The organism is Lonepinella koalarum (assembly GCF_004565475.1).
Lineage (GTDB): Bacteria > Pseudomonadota > Gammaproteobacteria > Enterobacterales > Pasteurellaceae > Lonepinella > Lonepinella koalarum.
Genome location: NZ_SRHX01000001.1, coordinates 432217 through 454230, shown reverse-complemented (window position 1 = coordinate 454230; position 22014 = coordinate 432217). Strand labels below are relative to the sequence as shown.

Here is a 22014-nt window from a genome sequence, read left to right as displayed (position 1 = left end):
TTGGAGAAAGCGTTATGCAAACCTTAAACAGAAAAAACTTCCCCGGCCGTCAGCACCCAACCAAAATCATTCAATTTGGCGAAGGGAATTTCTTACGGGCTTTTGTGGATTGGCAAATTGATTTACTTAATGAACAAACGGATCTCAATGCTGGGGTGACCATTATTCGCCCTATTAATACGGATTTTCCACCATCACTTAATACCCAAGACGGATTATACACCACCGTTATTCGTGGATTAGATGAAAAAGGCGATGTGGTAAAACAATGTCGGATTATTCGTTCCGTTAATCAGGAAATGAATATTTATCAAGATTACGACGACTATTTACAACTGGCTCACAATCTTGAGATTAAATTTATTTTCTCGAATACCACCGAAGCGGGCATTAGCTATAACGAAAATGATCAATTTGATGATCGTCCACCTAGCAGTTATCCAGCTAAACTAACTCGTTTGTTATATGAGCGTTTTATTGCCACCAATGGCGATAAACAGCAAGGTTTTATTCTCTTACCTTGTGAACTGATTGACTACAATGGCGAGCAATTAAAACATATGGTGTTGAAATATGCTCAACAATGGCAACTTTCAACGGTGTTTATTAATTGGCTAGAAACTGCCAATACGTTTTGTTCAACCTTGGTTGATCGTATCGTCACCGGTTATCCACGCAATGAAACGACCGAATTGGAAGCGGAATTAGGCTATCAAGATAGCTTTTTAGATACCGCAGAATATTTCCATTTATTTGTGATTCAAGGGCCTAAGTCACTGGCTCAATGGTTGCGTTTAGATCAAGCGGATTTAAATATCCTGATTGTTGATGATATTAAACCTTATAAAGAACGTAAAGTGGCGATTTTAAATGGGGCACATACCGCATTGGTGCCAGTGGCGTATTTATCTGGTGTCAATACCGTGGGCGAAGCCATGGACGATCCTGCCCTTTGTCAATTTGTCAAAACCGCGGTGGAAAATGAGATCATTCCTGTCCTTTCTTTAGCCAAAGACGAATTACAACAATTTGCAGATGCCGTGATTAAACGCTTTCGTAATCCGTTTATTCAACATCAGTTATTGTCCATTTCCCTTAACAGCATGACCAAATACCGCACCAGAAATCTGCCACAATTACTGGCTTATCAACAAAAATATCAAAAATTACCACCGCGGTTAACCTTCGCTTTCGCCGCCTTAATCGCCTTTTATCGTGGGCAACGAAATGGGGAGACGATTCCATTACAAGATGATGAAATCTGGTTGAACAACTACAAACAATGGTGGGGGCAATATGAAACGGGTCATCTCAGCTTATCTCAATTGGTATGCGATGTTTTAGCACAGGAAAAACATTGGCAACAGGATCTCAGCTTGATTCCACAATTAGCCGATACGCTGACAGAGCAGTTAACCATGATAATTCAACAAGGGATGAGAACGGCGTTAGCCCATTATTGTGGAGATGAATAATGAAGCAATTTATTAAAATTCACGCTCAAGATAATGTTGCGGTGGCATTACAGGATCTGACACAAGGCACGGTTTTAAGTGTGGAAGCACAGCCCATCACACTTTTATCGGATATTGCTCGGGGGCATAAATTTGCCCTTTGTCCAATTGCTAAAGATCAAGATGTGATCAAATACGGTTACCCCATTGGACATGCGTTAGCCGATATTGCCGTGGGTGAGCATATTCATACTCACAATGTAAAAACCAATCTAAGTGATGTGAATGAATATGACTATCGCCCTGTTGCCACACCGATAACAGCTCAGTCTCCTGATCGAGACGTGCAAATTTATCGCCGTAAAAATGGCGAGATTGGGATTCGCAATGAGCTTTGGATTGTGCCAACCGTGGGTTGTGTAGTGGGGATTGCAAATCAAATAAAAAAATTATTTATGCAACGTAATACCCTTGCTGATATTGATGGCGTATTTACCTTTAATCATAGTTACGGTTGTTCTCAATTAGGTTCAGATCATGAAAATACCAAAATTATGTTGCAAAATATGGTGAAACACCCTAATGCAGGTGCGGTATTGGTGATTGGCTTAGGCTGTGAAAACAACCAAGTGGATATTTTTCGGCAAACCTTGGGCGAAGTAGATGAAACTCGGGTGAAATTTATGATTTCACAACATTATGATGACGAAGTGGAAGCCGGCGTTGAATTATTACAACAGCTTTATCAAACCATGCGACAAGATAAGCGTGAAAAAGGCTTACTCAGTGAAGTCAAATTCGGTTTAGAATGTGGTGGTTCCGATGGTTTTTCGGGGATTACTGCCAATCCGTTATTTGGACGATTTTCCGATTATTTAGTCAGCCATGGTGGCACCACTGTGCTTACCGAAGTGCCTGAAATGTTCGGGGCTGAACGCATTTTAATGAGCCATTGTCGTAATGAAACGGTTTTCCACAAAACCGTACAAATGATCAATGATTTCAAACAGTATTTTATTGCTCATCAACAACCTATTTATGAAAATCCGTCCCCCGGTAACAAAGCAGGGGGCATTACCACCTTGGAAGATAAATCCCTAGGTTGCACACAAAAAGCAGGCAGTAGTCAGGTGGTTGATGTGCTGAAATACGGCGAACGCTTAAAAATATCAGGGCTAAATTTATTAAGTGCCCCCGGCAATGATGCAGTCGCCACCAGTGCTTTAGCAGGTGCTGGGTGTCATATTGTATTATTTTCCACGGGACGGGGAACGCCCTATGGCGGTTTTGTTCCCACCATGAAAATCGCCACCAATAGCGAACTGGCATTAAAGAAAAAACACTGGATTGATTTTGATGCGGGTCGTTTAGTTCACAACCAAAGCATGGAAGAATTATTAAATGATTTTATTAACTTAGTGGTTGATACCGTCAATGGCAAACCGACTAAAAATGAAATTAATGAGTTTCGTGAATTGGCGATTTTTAAAAGTGGTGTCACTCTATAAGGAGAAAAAATGAAAAAATTAACCGCACTTGATGTGTTAACACAATCACCCGTTATTCCTGTAATGGTAATTGATAATTTAAAAAATGCTGTTCCATTAGCAAAAACCTTAGTTGAATCAGGTATAAAGGTATTAGAAATTACATTACGTACTGAATGTGGATTAGACGCGATAAAATTAATTAAACAAGAGATCCCCGATGCAATTGTCGGTGCCGGAACAGTCTTAAATCCAGTGCAATTTGAACAAGCCATTATAGCAGGTGCACAATTTATTATTAGCCCCGGAATAACGGAAAGCTTATTGCAAAAAAGCATATTATTTGATGTTTCTTTTATTCCGGGTGTCGCCACTGCAAGTGAAATAATGTTAGCCAAACAGTACGATTTACATTGCCTAAAATTCTTCCCGGCAGAAATAAACGGTGGAATCAAAGCATTGCAAGCCTTTTCATCTGTCTTTCCTGAGATAACATTCTGTCCGACAGGAGGCATTAATGAAAAAAATTATTTGAATTATCTTAATCTAAAAAATGTTATGTGTGTGGGGGGAAGTTGGTTTGTTCCTTTATCTGCCGTTAAACAAGAAAATTTTGCGCTTATTGCTCAATTAGCTCAATCCACAATAGAAGGAATACAATAATGAAAATTGCGGTGCTCGGCGAATGTATGATCGAACTGGCACAACAAGATCAACAAGTAAAATTAGGTTTTGGCGGAGACACTCTTAATACTGCAATATACCTAGCTCGACTGCTACCAAATTCATTTTCTGTACATTATATAACGGCATTAGGTGTTGACCCTTATAGCCAGAAAATGCTTGCACAATGGCAGCAAGAACAAATCAATACCGAGTTGGTACAATGTTTACCCGATAAATTACCCGGTTTATATTCCATTATTACCGATAAAAAAGGCGAGCGTTCTTTTTATTACTGGCGTAATGATTCTGCCGCAAAATACTGGTTAAAATCCCCTAACGCCGAACAAATTTTATCTAAACTTAAGCAATTTGATTATATTTATTTAAGTGGGATTAGTTTGGCTATTTTAGATAATGCAAGTCGCCAAAAATTATTTCATTTTTTACCGCGCTTTAAACAAGGTGGTGGGAAAATAATTTTTGATAATAATTACCGACCTATTTTGTGGGAAAACAAAGAAACGACCCAACAAATATATCGTCAAATTCTCTCTTTTACTGACATCGCATTTTTAACTTTCGACGATGAACAACAACTTTGGCAAGATAAAACACTTGCTGATTGTATTATGCGAACCCAGCAATTCGGTGTGACTGAAATTGTGATTAAACGTGGGGCGGAAGATTGTATTGTACAAACTCAGCAACAATTCTCAATTCCGGCTATAAAAGTAGAAAATGTCATTGACACCACTGCTGCTGGAGATTCTTTTAGTGCAGGTTATTTAGCGGCTCGTTTACAGCAAAAAAATGAAATTCAGTCTGCTCAACAAGGGCATGTAGTGGCAAGCAAAGTAATTTCATATCGTGGTGCGATTATTCCTAAAGAGATATTTTAAATCTTGCTTACAAACTTCCTGAAAATACACCGCACTTTCAGGAAGTTGATATTTTACTTCGCTATCTTTTTTTGGTTAAACGTTGACTACTTTTTTCTTTTTTAGTTTCCCCTGTCCTTTTTCCTTTCTCCATCTTCAAACTGCGGTTATTTTTCACCACTTTTTCAGCTCTTTTTGCTTTGGTTTTAGCGGTTTTGCCTACACGGCGTGGTTGGCGTTCGCTTGATACTAGAGAGAAATCCACTTGGCGTTGTTCAAGGCTGACGGCTTCTACTTTGATTCTGACTTTATCCCCTAAACGATATAGCATGCCGCTGTTTTCACCGATTAAGCGTTGTCCTGCACTGTCGTATTGATAGTAGTCATTATCGAGAGTGGAAATATGCACCAAGCCGTCAATAAACAAATCATCAAGGCGAACAAATAAGCCAAAACCAGTGACTGACGAGATAACACCGTCAAATTCATCACCAACGTGGTCTTGCATAAATTCGCATTTCAACCAGTCTGCCACTTCCCTTGTTGCATCATCGGCACGGCGTTCGGTCATGGAACAATGGTCACCTAATAAATCCATCTCATCTAAATTATAATGGTATCCTCCACTTTCTGTGGTTTTGCGTTTTGCCCCTTTTTGTTTGGCTAACAGATATTTTATGCCACGATGTAAGGTTAAATCAGGATAACGGCGAATAGGTGAGGTAAAATGTGCATATTCCGTTAAGGCTAAACCAAAATGTCCAATATTATCAGGGTGATACACTGCTTGGCTTAAACTGCGTAACAACATGGTTTGAATAAGCTCTTGATCGGGACGTTGTTTGACTTGATTTAACAACTCGGCATAATCCGCCGTACTCGGTTTATTGCCCCCTCGCAAAGATAAACCACATTCTGCCAAAAATGTGCGGAAAGCAGTTAATTTTTCTTCACTCGGACCCGCATGAATACGATATAACGCTGGCTCTTGATGACGTTCCATAAAATTCGCCGCAGAAATATTGGCTAAAATCATACATTCTTCAATGATTTTGTGTGCGTCATTGCGTTCTTCTTTTTCAATCCGTTCGATACGCCCCATTTCATTGAAAATAAACTTGCTTTCAATGGTTTCAAAATCAATAGCACCACGTAAATGACGAGCTTCTAGCAAGGCTTGATACATGGCGTACAGTTCCTTTAAGTGAGGAACAAGTGCTTGATAACGCTGGCTTAATTCTACATCACCGTGTAAAATACTAGCCACTTTGGTGTAAGTCAAGCGAGCGTGCGAGTTCATCACGGCTTCATAGAATTGATAGCCTTTTAATTCCCCTTTATTGGACACTTCCATTTCACACACCATACACAGACGATCAACTTGTGGATTAAGTGAACATAAGCCGTTGGAGAGAATTTCAGGTAACATCGGCACCACTCGATTGGGAAAATAGACCGAATTTCCCCGATTGTGAGCTTCGGCATCTAAAGCAGTACGCAAACGCACATAATAACTGACATCGGCAATCGCCACCCATAAACGCCAACCGTTTTTTTCTTTACGACAATGTACCGCATCGTCAAAATCTCGAGCATCTTCGCCATCAATGGTCACTAACGGCAAATCACGTAAATTGATACGTCCTTTTTTCGCTTCTTCTGGCACGTCTTCACTGAGTTTTTTCACCGCTTTTTGGACAGCGTCAGGGAAAGTATGCGGAATATCGTGATTGCGTAAGGCAATCTCAACTTCCATACCTTTTGCCATATTATCCCCTAAAATTTCACGAATAATCCCGACAGGTTGGCTAAAACTGGCGGTACGTGGTTTAAGTTCAACTACCACCACTTGCCCCATTCTTGCCCCCATGCGAGATTCATTAGGAATTAAAATATCTCGTCCAATACGGCTATCATCAGGCACCACATAACCAATGCCGTCTTCAAGGAAAAAACGTCCAACAATTTGTTTTTTACGGCTTTCTAATACGCGAACAATACGCACTTCTTGCCGTCCTTTGCGGTCAAATCCAGTGGGTTGAGCCAACACAAAATCGCCGTGCATCACCCGTTGCATTTGGTTATTTGGAATAAATAAATCTTTATTGGCTACCGCATTTTTGGCAGGGCTTTCGATTTCTAAAAAGCCGTAGCCGTCACGATGCCCAATCACAGTACCTTTGATTAAATCTAACTTTTCAGGCAAGGCATAACATTTACGCTTAGTAAACACTAACTGACCATCATTTTCCATTGCACGTAAACGGCGACGAATCCCCTCGATTTCGTCTTCATGATGTAAGCCAAAGGTTGCCACCATTTCTTCACGACTCATGGGGGCATTGTGTTCTCGGATAATTTGAATAATAAATTCACGACTTGGGATAGGGTTTTCATATTTCGCTTGTTCTTGTTGAAAATTTGGATCCATAAGCGCGGTGTTTTTTTCCGCTTTTTTTGTTTTTGTCATGATATATCTCCTTTAATTGTTGAAAATTATGCTTTGTTCAGTCACGACTAAAATAGACGCAGTTTTTCCCCAGTCACCTAATACAATTCGCTCACATTGTGGCGTCATTTGATGAATATTTTGTTTATGGGTATGTCCATGAATTAATCTTGTCACCGCAAATTTTTGCATGATTTGCAACGTAAATTCAGGATTCACGTCCATCATCTCAATGGTTTTTTGTTGCTTATCCGCTTTGCTTTTGGAGCGAATATTCTCAGCAATTTTCAACCGCAGTTTTAATGGTAAACATAAAAACAAACGTTGTCGCCATTTTTGATGCACTTTACGGCGGAACTGTTGGTATCTTTCATCATCAATACAAAGGGTATCACCGTGACAAATCAGGGTTTTAGTGCCATATAAATCAATCACTTGATAATCAGGCAAAAGCTGTAATCCGCAAGTTTCAGCAAATTTCTGTCCGAGCAAAAAGTCCCGATTACCGCACATAAAATAGCATGCAATACCTTGTTGCGTAATAGAACGAATTTGGTCTTGCACTAAGTTAATTAAGTCTGAACGTTCATCATCACCAATCCAAAAATCGAAAAGGTCGCCTAGAATATATAACGCTTCGGCTTGTGGGGCTTGATGTTGCATAAAATCCACAAAAAGTGCGGTTAAATCGGGGCGATTTTCGCTTAAATGTAAATCGGCAATAAACAAGTTTTTTTTCATTTAATGTCCTACAATTAACTGCCAACGATGATTAACCGGATCAATTTCTAATTGTTGCTGATGATGTACATTGAGAGTTGAACGGTGTCCAACACTGATAATCGTGGTATTCGGCAAACGTTCATGTAATAAACGATACATGGCATCTTCTAATCCCTCATCCATACTGGCGGAGGCTTCATCTAAGAAAGCAATTTTCGGTTGCGTAATCAATAACCGAGCGAACGCTAACCGCTGCTGTTCACCGAGTGAAAGCACCCGAGTCCAGTCATTTTCTTGTTCCAATTTATCACTTAAATGTCCAAGTTGCACCGCTCGCATGGTATCTGCCGCTTGGACTAAATCCACATTATCAGGGGCAAGATTTGGATAAAATAACGCATCAATTAAACGCCCTTGCGGTAAATAAGGTTTTTGCGGTAAAAACAAAGCACTTTGTTGGGGTAAATAAATATCGCCGTTGGCATGCGACCAAAGGCCCGCAATAGTACGTAATAAGGTGGTTTTACCTGCTCCCGATGGACCTTTAATTAATAGCGATGAACCCTGTGGCAGATCGAAAGTTAAATCCGTAATCAGGGTTTCGCCCGTTGGTTTTTTCACCGAAACTTGCTCAAAACGCACCGCACTTTCTAGCGGATGTAATTTTACTTCAGTTGGTTGAGTCGCTTGTTCAATGGCAGAATGGAAGCCTGTTAAACGATTTAATACTGCACGATAACCTGCAAATTCATCATAAGCATTACGGAAGTAAGACAATGCCGATTGCACGCGTCCGAAAGATTGCGATGTTTGAATTAAATCCCCCAATTGAATCTGTTTACTAAAAAATCGACTGGCTTGAATAATAAAGGGAAACACCACTGACACTTGAGAAACCATTAAGTTAAAGCCAGAAAGTTTTAGGGTCATATAGACCATTTTCCACACATTGCCGATCACTTTATCAAATTGTTTAAACAGGATATTGCGTTCCATGTTCTCACCACGGAAAAATGCAATACTTTCCGCATATTCTTTAATCCGAATCAATGAGTAACGATAGTTCGCATTTAAGCGTTCATTAGCAAAATTGAGTTGAATTAATGGTCGCCCAATGCGGAAAGCAAAGACACTGGTAACTAACACATAAATAAACACCAAAAAGACCATGGCGTGTGGCACCGTGATTGAACCAACCATCATTTCACCAGATAGATTCCATAGAATTTGAGTAAACGCTACAATAGACACTACCGAAGAAATGACGCCGGTCGCAAAACTTAACGAATTCGACACATAGGATTGAATATCCTGTTGAATCCGTTGATCGGGGTTATCTAATTGATTATAAACATATTGTGTTTTGTAATAAGCCTGTTTGTCGAGCCATTTATCCACTAATTGTCGGTTTAATTCAGTCCGCCATTGAATGGTGAAACGTTGCCCTAAATAATAAAGTAATAATACATTACTAATATTAATGGCGGCTAATACGGAGAATACCACCATTTGGATCCAGAAAATATTTTCATTACTATTTTGCAACGCATCATACATTGCCTTATACCATTCCGAAAACAAAATATCTAAGCGTACAGAAAACAGGTTAAAAAAGACAATCACCACAAAATAAATTAAGGGTTTTACACTCCGTTTAGGCGACAAATACTCGTGCGCCAGTGACCAAAATTGTTGTCCCCAACGGGTGGTTTTGACTAAAAACCATAATACAATAGTGAATACGATGGCAGTGATAGCAATGGCTTTTAAAATCCAAAATAAAGAAGTGATTAATTCTTGAACATAATCCATATTAAAATTAAAGTGTAAATGTTAAAATAATGCGTTATTTTTCAGCAAATAAGTAAATTAAGCAAGGAAAAATGTGATAAACATCAAACTTTTTCCTTTTTTTTATTTTATCTATTACAGCTTAGATTATAATCATCAGCAATTAATTTAATTTAGGGGGGCTTTATGTCTGATATTGCGATTACTATAAGCCTATTATCGTTGGTAGCGGTAATAGGCTTATGGCTTGGTCATTGGAAGATCAAAGGGGTAGGATTAGGTATCGGTGGAGTGCTATTCGGTGGGATTATTGTTGCACATTTTACCCATCAAAGTGGTTTAATGCTTGATGCGCACACCTTACATTTTGTACAAGAATTCGGTTTAATTTTGTTCGTTTATACTATCGGTATTCAAGTGGGACCCGGTTTCTTTGCGTCCTTACGTGAATCGGGAATGAAATTAAATGGTTTGGCAGCATTAATTGTGTTGTTAGGTTCACTGATGGTGATTGCCATTCAATATTTTACTGATATGCCATTAGATGTGGTTTTGGGGATTTATTCAGGGGCGGTAACCAATACACCCGCGTTGGGTGCCGGTCAACAAATTCTCGCTGAACTGGGTATGACTAATATTACCGAAACCATGGGTATTTCTTATGCCATGGCGTATCCATTTGGGATTTGCGGTATTTTGTTGAGTATGTGGTTAATTCGTTTATTTTTCCGCGTAAAAATAGAGGAAGAAGCCGCCTCATTTGACAAAACCACGGGTAAGGATAAAGAAGTCTTACAAAAAATTGACCTGAAAGTCACCAATCCAAATCTACATGGGTTGATGCTAAAAGAAATTCCCGGCTTTGAAAGCCATGATGTGCTATGTACTCGTTTAAAACGTGACGAGCATATTGAAGTACCCAAGGGGGATACAGAAATTTACTTAGATGACGTGTTACATTTAGTTGGTGATACGCAAGCTCTCAATAAAGTACGGTTAATTATGGGCGAGTTAGTCAATATTGAGCCGTCTAATATCAAAGGAAATTTACGTTCTCAACGGGTGGTGATTACCAATGAAAAAGTATTGGGGAAAAGCATTCGGGCGTTGGCATTTCATCAAAAATATGGCGTGGTAATTTCTCGTTTAAACCGTTCAGGTATTGAACTAGTACCAACCGCACATACCACTTTGCAATTCGGTGACGTGGTGCATATTGTGGGTAATGCGGATGTGATTGATAATGTGATTGCTGAACTCGGTAATATGCAGTCTAAATTGCAACGCGTACAAATGTTACCTGTCTTTTTCGGGATCGGTTTAGGGGTATTACTCGGTTCCATTCCATTCCATATTCCGGGTTTCCCTGTTGCATTAAAACTTGGTTTGGCTGGTGGTCCGTTAGTGGTAGCGTTAATTTTAGCTCGAATTGGATCAATTGGTAAACTCTACTGGTTTATGCCGCCAAGTGCCAATATGGCATTACGTGAAATCGGGATCGTGTTATTCTTATCGGTGGTGGGATTAAAATCGGGTGGTAATTTTGTTAGCACCTTAACCGAAGGTAATGGTCTAGAATGGATGGGTTACGGTTTTTTGATTACCTTTGTGCCATTAATGCTGGTCGGTATTATCGCTCGCCTTTATGCTAAACTGAATTATCTTTCTATCTGTGGTTTGTTAGCCGGTTCCATGACCGATCCACCAGCCTTAGCCTTTGCCAATGCGATTAAAGAAGATCACGGAGCAGCGCCGTTAGCCTATGCCACTGTTTATCCATTAACCATGTTTTTACGGATAATTTCACCGCAGTTACTGGCAATATTGTTGTGGACAATTTAACACATTGCAACTAACATAACAAAGGGCGAATTTAGAATTTAAATTCGCCCTTTAACTATCTCTACCGTTTAATTAATTGGTTTTCAATTTATTCCAATATTTCTCATAAATATCTACGGCATCGCCCACATCACCTTGGAAAATACCCTTTTCGACTTCTTCAGTGGGTGGGAATAATAATGGATTTGTCGCGTCTTCCGGTTTTAACAGCGCTTTCGCGCCTACATTTGGCATAGAAAATCCCATTCGCTCAATAATGGTTTTCGCATGTTCAGGACGCAGCATAAAATCAATAAATTTATGCGCCGCTTCAATATTTTTTGCTCCTTTCGGAATAGCGTAATTATCCATCCAGAAAATCGCCCCCTCTTTTGGATAGACAAATTTAATATCTGGATTTTCCTTACCCGCCATATAAGCTGAGCCATTCCAAATCATACCTAATTCCACTTCACCTTGAATATAAGGCAATTCTGGCGTATCAGAATTGAACGCCCCAACATTTGGCAATAATTTCACCAAACGTTCATAAGCCGCTTTAATCTCATCTTCATTGCTGGTGTTGGGTGATTTGCCGTCTAACAATAAAGCAATATGAAACACTTCTCGTGCATCCGCCGTTAATAATACTTTACCTTTAAATTCTGGGTTCCATAAATCCCCCCAACTGGTGACTTTGTCTGGATCAACACTACTGGTATTGATTGCCATACCCGTTAAACCATAAACATAAGGTAATGAATATTGATTATCGGGATCAAATTCTTTATTTAATACATTTTGTGGAATTTGCGACAAATTGGTTAACTTGCTATGATCGATTTTTTCCAGCATACCCTCTTTTACCATTTTGCCAATGTAATAGCTTGATGGAAAAATTAAATCATAACCTGCCTTATCCATTAACTTCAATTTTGAATACATTTCTTCGTTGCTTTCAAAAGTAGAATAATGGACGTTAATACCTGTTTCCTTGGTAAACTTAGATACTAAATCTGACGGAATATAGTCCGTCCAGTTATAAATATACAGTTGTTCCGCCCAGACTTGACTGGCGAAAAAAGCAGTGGCGGAACATAGTAACGTTTTGATTGAACGAGAAAAGGATTTTTTCATTTACGTTTAAGGTCTCCCAGAAAGTGTGGTTAAAAATTTAAATGTGCTTAATGTAAGCAGATCAAGTATAACATAGTTTTTACATTGACATCTGCTAATATCCTTGTAAGATCAGCGAAAATAATAAGAAAAGACTATTTTATGCTGAATTTTGCACATCAAGAACATATCAACACCTACTATTATCACAGCCGAAATCTCAACCTAAAACAACCGCACTTAGCTGAAAATCTCAGCACTGAAGTCTGTGTAATTGGAGCGGGTTTATGTGGTTTATCCACTGCCTTAGAACTCGCCGAACAGGGCAAACAAGTGATTGTGCTAGATGGGGCAAGAATTGGCTATGGCGCATCAGGTCGTAGTGGCGGACAAGCCATTAATGGTTTTGAAGATGGCATTGATGAATATATTGAACAATTTGGTTTTGAACAAGCCAAAAGCCTATGGGAAATGTCCCTTGAAGCCATTGATATTATTGATGAAAGAGTACAAAAATACCAAATTCAATGTGATTGGAAAAAAGGTTACGCCACCTTGGCATTGAACCATCGTCGCATGGACGATTTAATTGCCATTGAAAAAGCCAGCCGAGAAACCTTTGGTTACTCCTATATGCAGCTATGGGATAAAACTCAGTTACAACAACATTTGGGTTCGGATATTTATGTGGGTGGTTTATTTGATAGCAATTCAGGACACTTGCACCCATTAAATTACTGCTTAGGTCTAGCCAAAGCCTGCTTAGAGCTGGGCGTACAGATTTTTGAGCAATCGCCTGTGCTGGATATGCAAACGCAATACAATCAAGTAATTTTAACTACCGATAAAGCACAAGTATCTGCTCAACATGTGGTGTTAGCCACCAATGCTTATATCGCCAATTTACCGAAATCCATTCATCACGGCACCGCTCGCAAAATTTTACCGGTGGAAAGTTTTATTATCGCCACAGAACCCTTAGATCAAAGTACCGCAGATAGCTTAATTAACAATGGTATGTCGGTGTGTGATAATAATTTATTACTGGATTATTATCGGTTAAGTGCGGATAACCGCTTGTTATTTGGCAGTGACAGTAGTTCCAATAAAGATATGGTACAGGTGATGCGAAAAAATATGCTCAACGTGTTTCCGCAACTGGAACAGATAAAAATTGATTATGGCTGGGGGGGACCGATTGACATGACCTTAAATTCGCAACCCTATTTTGGGCGAATTGCCTCCAATATCTATTTTGCACACGGCTATTCAGGACACGGGATTGCCTTAACAGGATTGGCGGGGCGGATTATAGCTGAAAGTATTTTAGGTGATGATCACCGTTTGCAAGTATTTGAGAAATTAAAAATTTCGTCTGTTTATGGTGGTAAATTAATCAAAAAGTTAGCCTTGAAAATTGGCATTCCTTACTATAAATTTTTGGATAAGTATTTTTGATCCCCTGTACTTGCATACGGGGTTAGCATAATATGGCTACTCCGTAGCGATTAGATCAGATACGGTACATCGTTATCATATTTAAGAACCATGCTCATACCAAATACGGTTCACAAAAAATAGCATTTTGCCTGATGGCGTGTTGACGCGGACTTCATCATCAAGCTGTTTACCAATCAAAGCTCGAGCCACCGGAGAATCAATGGAAATCCAATTTTTGGCTGGCTCAAATTCATCACAGCCAACGATGCGATATTGTTTTAATTCACCGCTTTCTGTTTCCAACTCTACCCAAGCACCAAAGAACACTTTGCCCTCTTGTTGCGGGTGATAATCCACGATTTGCAACACTTCCAACCGTTTCATTAAAAAACGTACACGGCGGTCAATTTCACGCAAGCGGCGTTTGCCGTAAATATATTCTGCATTTTCACTGCGATCGCCTAATGCTACTGCATCGGAAACCGCTTGAGTAACTTTCGGGCGTTCTTCTTTCCATAAAAATTTTAATTCTTGATCAAGGGTATTCCAGCCTTGTCGGGTAATGTAATTGGATTTTGCCATTTCAATGAAATATAAGTAAAATAAGTCGAATTATAGCATCTCTACTACTTTGTGGCTATTGCCTAAACAAGGGAAAAGGGGTATATTCAGGCACAATTATTATTTCAATATTAAGGGGTATTTTTATGGGTGGTATTAGTATTTGGCAACTGCTGATTATTGTGGCTATCGTGGTATTACTATTCGGTACAAAAAAACTAAGAACCTTAGGTTCTGATTTAGGTGAATCGGTGAAAGGCTTTAAAAAAGCCATGGCAGATGAACCTAAGGATGCAGAATTTAAATCCTTAGATAAAACCGATACGGTTAAAACAGAAGATACGGCGAAACAAAAAGAACAGGCATAATCCGTGTTTGATATTGGTTTTTCTGAATTACTGTTGATTTTTATTGTGGGCTTGGTGGTATTAGGTCCACAACGTATGCCTGTGGCTATTCGGACAGTGATGAAATGGGTACGAACTATTCGTGGTTTAGCGGCGAATGTGCAAAATGAATTGACACAAGAGTTAAAATTACAAGAGCTGCAAGAAAGTATCAAAAAAGCCGAGCATTTAAATTTGAATACCCTGTCGCCTGAACTGGCTCAAACGGTAGAAGAATTGAAACAATCCGCCGAAAAAATGAAAGCCAATTTGGATAAACAAGCCAGTGATGCTAATCATGCTTTACAAGAACAAATAGATACTGTACGGAATGAGAACGTTCAAGAGAATAAACTAGAAAAAACCGAAAATTCCACCGCACTTGATGAAACCAATCAAGATCCTGATGATTTAACACAAAATATTGAAGACGAGCTTTCTTTAGATGAGCAATTAGCACAATATATCGATCAATATCACCCTGCTGAAGATGCTCAACCTGTTAGCCAACAGGAGAAAAAATGATGAGTAATGTCGAAGAAACACAACCTTTAATCTCACATTTAATCGAATTACGTAACCGTTTGTTACGCTCATTTATTTTTGTCGCCGTGGTTTTTCTGGCGTTAGTGTATTTTTCCAATGATATTTATCATTTAATTGCCACACCATTGTTAGATGCAATGCCAGCAGGTTCTACCATGATTGCTACCAATGTAGCAGCACCTTTTTTCACCCCGATTAAATTAACCGCACTCACGGCGGTGTTTATTTCGGTACCTTTTTTGCTTTATCAGCTTTGGGCGTTTGTTGCCCCTGCATTATACAGCCATGAAAAACGCTTAGTTTATCCCTTGCTATTTTCTAGCACCTTATTATTTTATGTGGGCGTGGCGTTTGCCTATTATGTAGTGTTTCCATTGGTGTTTAGCTTTTTAACCAAAACCACGCCTGACGGCGTTGCCATGGCAACGGATATTAGTAGTTATTTAGATTTTGTGCTGACGCTGTTTTTGGCATTTGGTGTCTGCTTTGAAGTGCCAGTAGCCATTATTTTGCTATGTTGGGCTGGCGTAACCACGCCAGAAGATTTAAAAGCCAAACGCCCCTATATTATCGTAACCGCTTTTGTGGTCGGCATGTTGCTTACCCCGCCTGATATTTTCTCCCAAACTCTACTAGCCATACCAATGTGTTTGTTATTTGAAGTGGGCGTAATTTGTGCCAGATTTTATCGCCCGAAAGATGATGAAAACGCCATAGAATGAGAACATTAGGCGGATCAATATATTCGCCTTTTTTATTAAGAGAGAGAACATGACAATACAAATTTTTACAGGTTACCCTGAACGCCGTTTACGCCGTATGCGTAAACATGATTTTAGTCGCCGTTTAATGGCTGAAAATAAATTAACTGTGGATGATTTAATTTATCCAGTCTTTATTATGGAGGGCGAAAATCGACGTGAACCTGTACCATCAATGCCAAAAGTAGAACGTTTAACCATTGATCAATTACTCATTGAAGCAGGCTTGTTAGTCAAATATGGCGTGCCAGTGATTGCCTTATTCCCTGTGGTGGAACAAGATAAAAAATCCTTAATGGCGGAAGAAAGCTATAACCCAAATGGGTTAGTACAACGTGCAGTAAAAGCACTAAAAGCCAATTATCCAGAATTAGGTGTATTAACCGATGTGGCGTTAGATCCTTATACGCTACACGGTCAGGACGGTATTATTGACGAAACCGGTTATGTGCTGAATGAATTGACCTGCGATGTATTAGTTAAACAAGCCCTTTCCCATGCAGAAGCGGGAGCGGATATTGTTGCCCCAAGCGATATGATGGACGGCAGAATCGGCAAAATTCGCACCGCACTTGAACAGAAAGGACTAATTAATACCTTAATTATGGCGTATGCAGCAAAATACGCATCAAATTATTACGGTCCTTTCCGTGATGCCGTGGGGTCATCGGCTAACCTAAAAGGCGGTGATAAGAAAACCTATCAGGTTGATCCTGCCAACAGCAACGAGGGCTTACAAGAAGTGGCACTAGATATTCAAGAGGGGGCGGATATGGTCATGGTGAAACCAGGTATGCCTTATTTAGATATGGTATATCGGGTAAAACAACAATTTGGCGTACCTACCTTTGCTTATCAAGTTTCGGGCGAATATGCTATACACTTAGCAGCAATTGAGAATGGCTGGTTAAAAGAAAAAGAATGTATTCTGGAAAGTTTACTCTGCTTTAAACGTGCGGGAGCCGATGGGATTTTGACCTATTTCGCCAAACAGGTAGCCGAGTGGTTGTATTTAGACGGGAAGAATAAATAGCATAGAATAGCTGCAGTGAAGTTCACTGCAGTTCTGTTTTACTTAGCTAATCCTAACTGACCGATCTTTACCCCTAAATTGCCTAAAGCAACAGGATCCAAATAATCTGCTAAGAATTTAAATAGCTCATTTAATGCGGTAAAAGTGCGGTTAATTTTTACTTCGTTTTCCACTTTACGCGTAAATTCATACTTAACTTCATCGCCGTTAATATGTGCAACCAGAGTAATATAAATGGTTTCAAAAAAGTGGCTAGTTGCCCCTTCTTCGCCCGGATCACTAATCCGAACATTCAACGTATTGGTAAATAAAACTTCTGTTAATGCTGTCATGTTTTTATTTCCTTTCTAATGTAATCTATTGTTATTAAACAAAAACCCGATAATAAAATCTCTTTCAAAAGAAATCTTATTATCGGGCTTTTCAGTCCATTTGAGAGTATGTTTCGCCTTACGTTGATAACTACCTTTGCCTTTGAGTTTTTTCTCAATTCGTTGGCGAAATAATCGATCACTTAATAATGCTTGAATCGCATTATCTCGAATAACACCACGACTATGTTGGTAAGTGGTGGTGCCTTGTGTTTCAGCAACACTTGGCAAGTTTAGTTTTTGCTTTGCCATATTTTTCTCTCCCTTATGAATAAACTTGTGTATTATATATGTAATTAAATAAAATTTTAACTTATAATCAAGAAAAAATTGCTAGGGAATGAATTTATGATTGAATTGCTAAAAAAATGGTATATGCGACACTTTAGTGATCCACAAGCAATAGGATTAGCAGTTATCCTGTTATTTTGCTTTATTGCTATTTATTTTTTTAGTGATCTCATCGCCCCTTTATTAATTGCACTCGTGTTAGCCTATTTGCTTGAATTTCCGATTCATTTTCTTGTCACCCGCTTCTTGCTCCCCCGCATTCTAGCGATCATGCTCATATTAGGCGGTTTTATCACCTTTGCCTTATTACTCGCTTTCGGCTTATTACCCAATTTAATTAATCAAACCATTAATTTATTAAGTGATTTGCCTAATATGTTCAACAAACTGCATAGCTGGGCAATGCGTTTACCTGAAATTCATCCGGAATTTGTGGATGCCCAAATGATTGAAGGGATATTCACTGCTACACGTAGCAAAATTCTTGGCTTTGGTGAAAGCGCGGTGAAATTTTCGCTCACTTCTATTGTAAATTTAGTTACTATTGGTATTTATGCTTTTCTAGTGCCGTTAATGATGTTCTTTATGTTGAAAGATAAAGACACCTTAATTCGCTCTTTCACTCAATTTTTACCACAAAATCGTCGTCTTGCCAATAAAGTCTGGCAAGAAATGCAATTACAAATTGCTAATTATATTCGGGGGAAATTACTGGAAATTGCGATTGTCGCTTTAGTGTGCTACATTCTCTTTCTATTTTTTGGATTGAATTATCCATTATTACTTTCTGTAGCAGTAGGCATTTCTGTATTAGTTCCTTATGTAGGCGCAGTTTTAGTGAGCATTCCTGTTGCTTTAGTCGCCTTTTTCCAATTCGGTGATCACGCGACTTTCTGGTACATTATGATTGCCTATGTGGTGAGTCAATTATTGGACGGAAACTTACTAGTACCATTTTTATTTTCGGAAGTGGTTAATTTACACCCTTTAACCATTATTGTTTCAGTCTTAATTTTTGGTGGACTATGGGGATTTTGGGGTGTGTTTTTTGCCATTCCGTTGGCGACCTTAGTGAAAGCAGTGATTAATGCTTGGCCATCAACAGAAGAATTGAATGTTATTGTAAAATAAGATAAAAAATAGCACTGGGAAACCAGTGCTAATTTGCTATCTAAATAATTTATTTGACGCGAGAAACATATTCGCCTGAGCGAGTATCCACTTTGATGACTTCACCGATTTGAACAAATAAAGGGACTTTCACTACCGCACCCGTGCTTAATGTCGCTGGTTTACCACCAGTTCCTGCGGTATCCCCTTTCAAACCTGGGTCAGTATCCACAATTTCTAATTCCACAAAGTTTGGTGGCGTAACAGAAATCGGTGTGCCATTCCATAAGGTAATAATACAATCCGCTTGGTCGAGTAACCATTTTTCTGCATCACCCACTGCTTTTTCGTCCGCAGAGTATTGCTCAAAAGTTTCTGGGTGCATAAAATACCAGAAATCTTCGTCTTTGTAAGAATAGGTCAAGTTAAGATCCATCACATCAGCAGCTTCAACTGAAGTACCTGATTTAAAGTTCACGTCTAATACTTTGCCTGAAATTAATTTACGAATACGAGTACGCGTAAAGGCTTGACCTTTACCCGGTTTAACAAATTCATTTTCAACGATTACGCAAGGCTCACCGTCTTGCATAAATTTTAGACCTGGTTTAAAGTCTGTGGTAGTGTATGATGCCATATTTATCCTTAATTTAGATGTAGAGCTGTTTTAAAGTGTATATTTTACCCCAAAAACCCTTAATTAGAGAAGAACAAAAAACACAGAATTGGCTAGAAATTCTGGCGAATGCGGTTTCTGACCCCGAAATGTTATTAAGAATGCTAAATTTACCAGTGAATGACTTTGCAAAAGATATTCAAGCTCGCCGTTTATTTCCTATGCGAGTGCCTTTACCCTTTGTGCAAAAAATGGAAAAAGGCAATCCACAAGATCCGCTTTTTTTGCAAGTTATGACGGCTCAACAAGAATTTCTGGCAGAAAAAGGATTTAGTAAAGATCCCTTAGACGAACAACAAGCCGCCGCGCCAAATATTTTGCACAAATATCATAACCGATTGTTATTAATGGTGAAAGGTGGCTGTGCCATTAACTGCCGTTATTGTTTCCGCCGCCATTTTCCCTATAACCAAAACAAAGGCAATAAAGCCAACTGGTTGAAAGCATTAGACTATATTGCGGAAAATCCACAAATTGAAGAAATTATTTGGTCTGGCGGTGATCCCTTAATGGCAAAAGATCATGAAATAGACTGGCTCATAAAACAGCTAGAAAAAATACCGCACTTGCAGCGTTTGCGGATTCATACGCGTTTACCTGTGGTCATTCCACAGCGAATTACTGATGAATTTTGTCAGATTTTAGCCCAAAGCAGATTTCAAACTGTGTTAGTCACCCATATTAATCATGCCAATGAAATTGATGGGATTTTTGCTGATGCGATGAATAAACTGAAAGCGATAGGTGTCACCTTATTAAATCAATCCGTGTTATTAAAACAAATTAATGATAATGCTAACACATTGAAATCTTTGAATGAAAAATTATTTTCAGTGGGTATTTTGCCTTATTATTTACATTTGCTGGATAAAGTGGAAGGGGCTAGCCATTTTTACATTTCTGATGAAAGTGCGGGGCAAATTTACCAAGATTTACAAAAAATCAGTTCAGGCTATTTAGTCCCTAAATTAGCCCGAGAGATTGCTCATGAACCCAATAAAACTTTATATGCTCCGTAGTTAATTCTAGGAAAATAACTAAAGATCCTTTAAAATAGACAAAAATTCGACCGCACTTTATTGGGGGCATATAATAAAGTGCACTTTTTTAGTATTTACTGAGGTAATTGAGGTAATATTGTGGAAAACACACCAAAAAATAATTCAAATCAAAGTGAATTAGATTTAGGCATAAATCAAACGGATTCAATTTTGAGCAAAGTTACAGGCTTATTTAATAAAAAAGAAACATTACAACCCAACCAATTTGCGGTCCGCAAGGAACCGACTTTTGGTACGCAACCGAATACGACAGCGACTAATCCAGTAAATACAACGCAGAATGCAAAACAACCGGTATCAGATACACCAAAAACCATACCGCCACAACAACCTACTATCACAGATCCGATACAACCTACAAGCGTTCAAACAGAAACTGTGCAAGTAGCAAATACCGCAGAAACAATAAATACTGTTGCACATACTGCTGGACCAGTGATGTCAGAAACGGTACAAGAACAAACAGTTGTGCCACCCACACAAAGCAAACCTAACCAAAAAAATCCAGAAAACTGGGCAATTATGCAAAAATTACCTCCTAAACATCGCCGTCTATTTATTGCCATTGCGGGAGTAATAGCAATTTTACTCGCATTATTATGGTTAAAACCAAGCAATAATACCATAGAAGAAATTCAAGCAAATAATAGTTCATCAACACCGATTGAATTCCAATCACTTGACCCGAATAAACCACTTGAAAATAGCGCAGTGATTAATAATGTAGAAGCAGAAACAGCGACAGCTCAAACTGATAATATAACAACACCAGAAGTCACTACACCAACAGCTGATCAAGCCCAACAAAATACCGTACCATCTCCAGTTGTGACACCGGCACCAGTAAAACCTGTTGATGCTCAAGCAACTGAACAAGCCTATCAGGCTGAGCAAGCCAAAATAGCCGCCGAGCAGGCGCAAGCCCGTAAAGCTGAGCAAGCGAAAATCGCTGCTGAACAGGAGCAAGCTCGCAAAGCTGAGCAAGCAAAAGTTGCCACCCAACCAGCTCGCAAAGCGGAACAAGCTAAACAACCAACCAATAAGGTGGCTCCAGTGGTTGATGCAAAACCAGCAGGGACTAGCGTACAAACTCATCAATCCAATCGCAATAGCTCAACACAAACCACGGCAAGCAGTAATAGTACAAGAACCTTAGTTATTCCACAAAATACTTCATTATTCCAAGTCTTCCGTAACAACGATTTGGATATTCGTGATGCCAATGCCATGACTAAAGCAAACGGAGCTGGGAATGTATTAAGTAGCTTCAAAGCCAATGATAAAGTGCAAGTTTCAGTAAGCCAAGGACATGTCAATACCATGCGTTTACCTGATGGTTCTGTGTTTACTCGTCAAGCTGACGGTACCTATAAATACACAAAATAAGGATATT

General features: G+C 39.1%; 21 protein-coding genes. 13 read left to right on the top strand and 8 right to left on the bottom strand.

The genetic code is table 11. The annotated features are described in order from the left end of the window. Positions 1-14: 14 nt before the first annotated feature. From E0709_RS02165 to kdgK, 4 genes are read left to right on the top strand one after another with little or no spacing between them, the layout of a single operon-like run. The gene (locus E0709_RS02165) at positions 15-1475 is read left to right on the top strand and encodes a tagaturonate reductase (protein WP_132300072.1); all 1461 of its coding nucleotides are present in this window, start codon (positions 15-17) and stop codon (positions 1473-1475) included. Then, a complete protein-coding gene (locus tag E0709_RS02160; RefSeq protein WP_132300070.1) occupies positions 1475-2962 on the top strand; it encodes a UxaA family hydrolase in 1488 nt (495 codons plus the stop codon). Before E0709_RS02165 ends, E0709_RS02160 begins: the two co-directional genes overlap by 1 nt. A gap of 9 nt (positions 2963-2971) precedes the next feature. After that, positions 2972-3604 (top strand): bifunctional 4-hydroxy-2-oxoglutarate aldolase/2-dehydro-3-deoxy-phosphogluconate aldolase, encoded by a 633-nt coding sequence (locus E0709_RS02155; protein ID WP_132300068.1) that lies wholly within the window; start codon positions 2972-2974, stop codon positions 3602-3604. Next, positions 3604-4506, top strand: a complete 903-nt coding sequence (gene kdgK, locus E0709_RS02150) for a 2-dehydro-3-deoxygluconokinase (protein WP_132300066.1) — start codon at positions 3604-3606, stop codon at positions 4504-4506. The genes E0709_RS02155 and kdgK overlap by 1 nt, the downstream gene beginning before the upstream one ends. Before the next feature lie 61 nt (positions 4507-4567). On the opposite strand, the gene rnr is transcribed toward kdgK, so the two are convergent. The 3 genes from rnr to E0709_RS02135 are packed head-to-tail and all read right to left on the bottom strand — an operon-like array spanning position 4568 to position 9469. Continuing rightward, positions 4568-6955: a ribonuclease R gene (gene rnr, locus E0709_RS02145; RefSeq protein ID WP_165867193.1), complete on the bottom strand. Its 2388-nt coding sequence runs from the start codon at positions 6953-6955 to the stop codon at positions 4568-4570. 12 nt (positions 6956-6967) lie between these two features. Continuing rightward, positions 6968-7675, bottom strand: a complete 708-nt coding sequence (gene lpxH, locus E0709_RS02140; RefSeq protein WP_132300064.1) for a UDP-2,3-diacylglucosamine diphosphatase — start codon at positions 7673-7675, stop codon at positions 6968-6970. After that, positions 7676-9469 carry an ABC transporter ATP-binding protein/permease gene (locus E0709_RS02135; RefSeq protein ID WP_132300062.1) on the bottom strand — a complete coding sequence of 598 codons (1794 nt, stop codon included), beginning with the start codon at positions 9467-9469 and terminating at the stop codon, positions 7676-7678. Between the two features lie 165 nt (positions 9470-9634). Here E0709_RS02135 and E0709_RS02130 point away from each other — a divergent pair, with 165 nt between their 5' ends. Next, a complete protein-coding gene (locus tag E0709_RS02130) occupies positions 9635-11290 on the top strand; it encodes a putative transporter (protein WP_132300060.1) in 1656 nt (551 codons plus the stop codon). 72 nt (positions 11291-11362) lie between these two features. Here the strand turns inward: E0709_RS02130 and E0709_RS02125 are convergent, their stop codons facing one another. Beyond that, complete coding sequence (locus E0709_RS02125; RefSeq protein WP_132300058.1) at positions 11363-12406, bottom strand: extracellular solute-binding protein; 1044 nt, start codon at positions 12404-12406, stop codon at positions 11363-11365. Between the two features lie 141 nt (positions 12407-12547). Between E0709_RS02125 and E0709_RS02120 the strand changes: the two genes are divergently transcribed. After that, a complete protein-coding gene (locus tag E0709_RS02120; protein ID WP_132300056.1) occupies positions 12548-13843 on the top strand; it encodes an NAD(P)/FAD-dependent oxidoreductase in 1296 nt (431 codons plus the stop codon). An 81-nt stretch (positions 13844-13924) separates the two neighbouring features. Here the strand turns inward: E0709_RS02120 and greB are convergent, their stop codons facing one another. After that, positions 13925-14407, bottom strand: coding sequence for a transcription elongation factor GreB (greB, locus tag E0709_RS02115; RefSeq protein WP_132300054.1), 483 nt, complete (start codon positions 14405-14407; stop codon positions 13925-13927). Between the two features lie 125 nt (positions 14408-14532). Here greB and tatA point away from each other — a divergent pair, with 125 nt between their 5' ends. Genes tatA through hemB form a run of 4 tightly spaced genes read left to right on the top strand, consistent with a single transcriptional unit; the run spans position 14533 to position 17112 of the window. Next, the gene (gene tatA / locus E0709_RS02110) at positions 14533-14754 is read left to right on the top strand and encodes a Sec-independent protein translocase subunit TatA (protein WP_132300052.1); all 222 of its coding nucleotides are present in this window, start codon (positions 14533-14535) and stop codon (positions 14752-14754) included. 3 nt (positions 14755-14757) lie between these two features. Further along, on the top strand, positions 14758-15297 hold the full coding sequence (tatB, locus tag E0709_RS02105; RefSeq protein WP_132300050.1) for a Sec-independent protein translocase protein TatB: 540 nt from the start codon (positions 14758-14760) through the stop codon (positions 15295-15297). Beyond that, positions 15297-16040, top strand: a complete 744-nt coding sequence (tatC, locus tag E0709_RS02100) for a twin-arginine translocase subunit TatC (protein WP_132300294.1) — start codon at positions 15297-15299, stop codon at positions 16038-16040. Before tatB ends, tatC begins: the two co-directional genes overlap by 1 nt. Before the next feature lie 49 nt (positions 16041-16089). Further along, positions 16090-17112, top strand: a complete 1023-nt coding sequence (gene hemB, locus E0709_RS02095; RefSeq protein ID WP_132300048.1) for a porphobilinogen synthase — start codon at positions 16090-16092, stop codon at positions 17110-17112. 38 nt (positions 17113-17150) lie between these two features. On the opposite strand, the gene E0709_RS02090 is transcribed toward hemB, so the two are convergent. Both E0709_RS02090 and E0709_RS02085 read right to left on the bottom strand, forming a co-directional pair. Beyond that, positions 17151-17444, bottom strand: a complete 294-nt coding sequence (locus E0709_RS02090; protein WP_132300046.1) for a DUF5377 family protein — start codon at positions 17442-17444, stop codon at positions 17151-17153. A gap of 15 nt (positions 17445-17459) precedes the next feature. Then, positions 17460-17735, bottom strand: coding sequence for an alternative ribosome-rescue factor A (locus E0709_RS02085; protein ID WP_132300044.1), 276 nt, complete (start codon positions 17733-17735; stop codon positions 17460-17462). A gap of 96 nt (positions 17736-17831) precedes the next feature. On the opposite strand from E0709_RS02085, the gene E0709_RS02080 reads away from it, so the two are divergent. Then, the gene (locus tag E0709_RS02080) at positions 17832-18905 is read left to right on the top strand and encodes an AI-2E family transporter (RefSeq protein WP_132300042.1); all 1074 of its coding nucleotides are present in this window, start codon (positions 17832-17834) and stop codon (positions 18903-18905) included. Positions 18906-18954: 49 nt separating this feature from the next. Here E0709_RS02080 and efp read toward each other — a convergent pair whose 3' ends face one another. Continuing rightward, entirely contained in the window at positions 18955-19521 is a 567-nt protein-coding gene (gene efp / locus E0709_RS02075; protein ID WP_132300040.1) for an elongation factor P, read from the bottom strand. 35 nt (positions 19522-19556) lie between these two features. On the opposite strand from efp, the gene epmB reads away from it, so the two are divergent. Together epmB and E0709_RS02065 are read left to right on the top strand one after the other, a co-directional pair. Further along, a complete protein-coding gene (gene epmB, locus E0709_RS02070; RefSeq protein ID WP_132300038.1) occupies positions 19557-20579 on the top strand; it encodes an EF-P beta-lysylation protein EpmB in 1023 nt (340 codons plus the stop codon). A gap of 120 nt (positions 20580-20699) precedes the next feature. Further along, on the top strand, positions 20700-22007 hold the full coding sequence (locus E0709_RS02065) for a LysM-like peptidoglycan-binding domain-containing protein (protein WP_132300036.1): 1308 nt from the start codon (positions 20700-20702) through the stop codon (positions 22005-22007). Positions 22008-22014 lie beyond the last annotated feature (7 nt).

What these genes read in the sequence shown, in the direction of transcription:
- tatA (WP_132300052.1), top strand. Translation starts at nt 14,533, where the DNA reads ATGGGTGGTATTAGTATTTGGCAACTGCTGATTATTGTGGCTATCGTG.
- E0709_RS02080 (WP_132300042.1), top strand. Translation starts at nt 17,832, where the DNA reads ATGATTGAATTGCTAAAAAAATGGTATATGCGACACTTTAGTGATCCA.
- E0709_RS02090 (WP_132300046.1), bottom strand. Translation starts at nt 17,444, where the DNA reads ATGACAGCATTAACAGAAGTTTTATTTACCAATACGTTGAATGTTCGG.
- E0709_RS02155 (WP_132300068.1), top strand. Translation starts at nt 2,972, where the DNA reads ATGAAAAAATTAACCGCACTTGATGTGTTAACACAATCACCCGTTATT.
- greB (WP_132300054.1), bottom strand. Translation starts at nt 14,407, where the DNA reads ATGGCAAAATCCAATTACATTACCCGACAAGGCTGGAATACCCTTGAT.
- rnr (WP_165867193.1), bottom strand. Translation starts at nt 6,955, where the DNA reads ATGACAAAAACAAAAAAAGCGGAAAAAAACACCGCGCTTATGGATCCA.
- E0709_RS02160 (WP_132300070.1), top strand. Translation starts at nt 1,475, where the DNA reads ATGAAGCAATTTATTAAAATTCACGCTCAAGATAATGTTGCGGTGGCA.
- E0709_RS02130 (WP_132300060.1), top strand. Translation starts at nt 9,635, where the DNA reads ATGTCTGATATTGCGATTACTATAAGCCTATTATCGTTGGTAGCGGTA.
- E0709_RS02120 (WP_132300056.1), top strand. Translation starts at nt 12,548, where the DNA reads ATGCTGAATTTTGCACATCAAGAACATATCAACACCTACTATTATCAC.
- E0709_RS02165 (WP_132300072.1), top strand. Translation starts at nt 15, where the DNA reads ATGCAAACCTTAAACAGAAAAAACTTCCCCGGCCGTCAGCACCCAACC.
- kdgK (WP_132300066.1), top strand. Translation starts at nt 3,604, where the DNA reads ATGAAAATTGCGGTGCTCGGCGAATGTATGATCGAACTGGCACAACAA.
- tatC (WP_132300294.1), top strand. Translation starts at nt 15,297, where the DNA reads ATGAGTAATGTCGAAGAAACACAACCTTTAATCTCACATTTAATCGAA.
- E0709_RS02085 (WP_132300044.1), bottom strand. Translation starts at nt 17,735, where the DNA reads ATGGCAAAGCAAAAACTAAACTTGCCAAGTGTTGCTGAAACACAAGGC.
- efp (WP_132300040.1), bottom strand. Translation starts at nt 19,521, where the DNA reads ATGGCATCATACACTACCACAGACTTTAAACCAGGTCTAAAATTTATG.
- lpxH (WP_132300064.1), bottom strand. Translation starts at nt 7,675, where the DNA reads ATGAAAAAAAACTTGTTTATTGCCGATTTACATTTAAGCGAAAATCGC.
- E0709_RS02135 (WP_132300062.1), bottom strand. Translation starts at nt 9,469, where the DNA reads ATGGATTATGTTCAAGAATTAATCACTTCTTTATTTTGGATTTTAAAA.
- E0709_RS02125 (WP_132300058.1), bottom strand. Translation starts at nt 12,406, where the DNA reads ATGAAAAAATCCTTTTCTCGTTCAATCAAAACGTTACTATGTTCCGCC.
- hemB (WP_132300048.1), top strand. Translation starts at nt 16,090, where the DNA reads ATGACAATACAAATTTTTACAGGTTACCCTGAACGCCGTTTACGCCGT.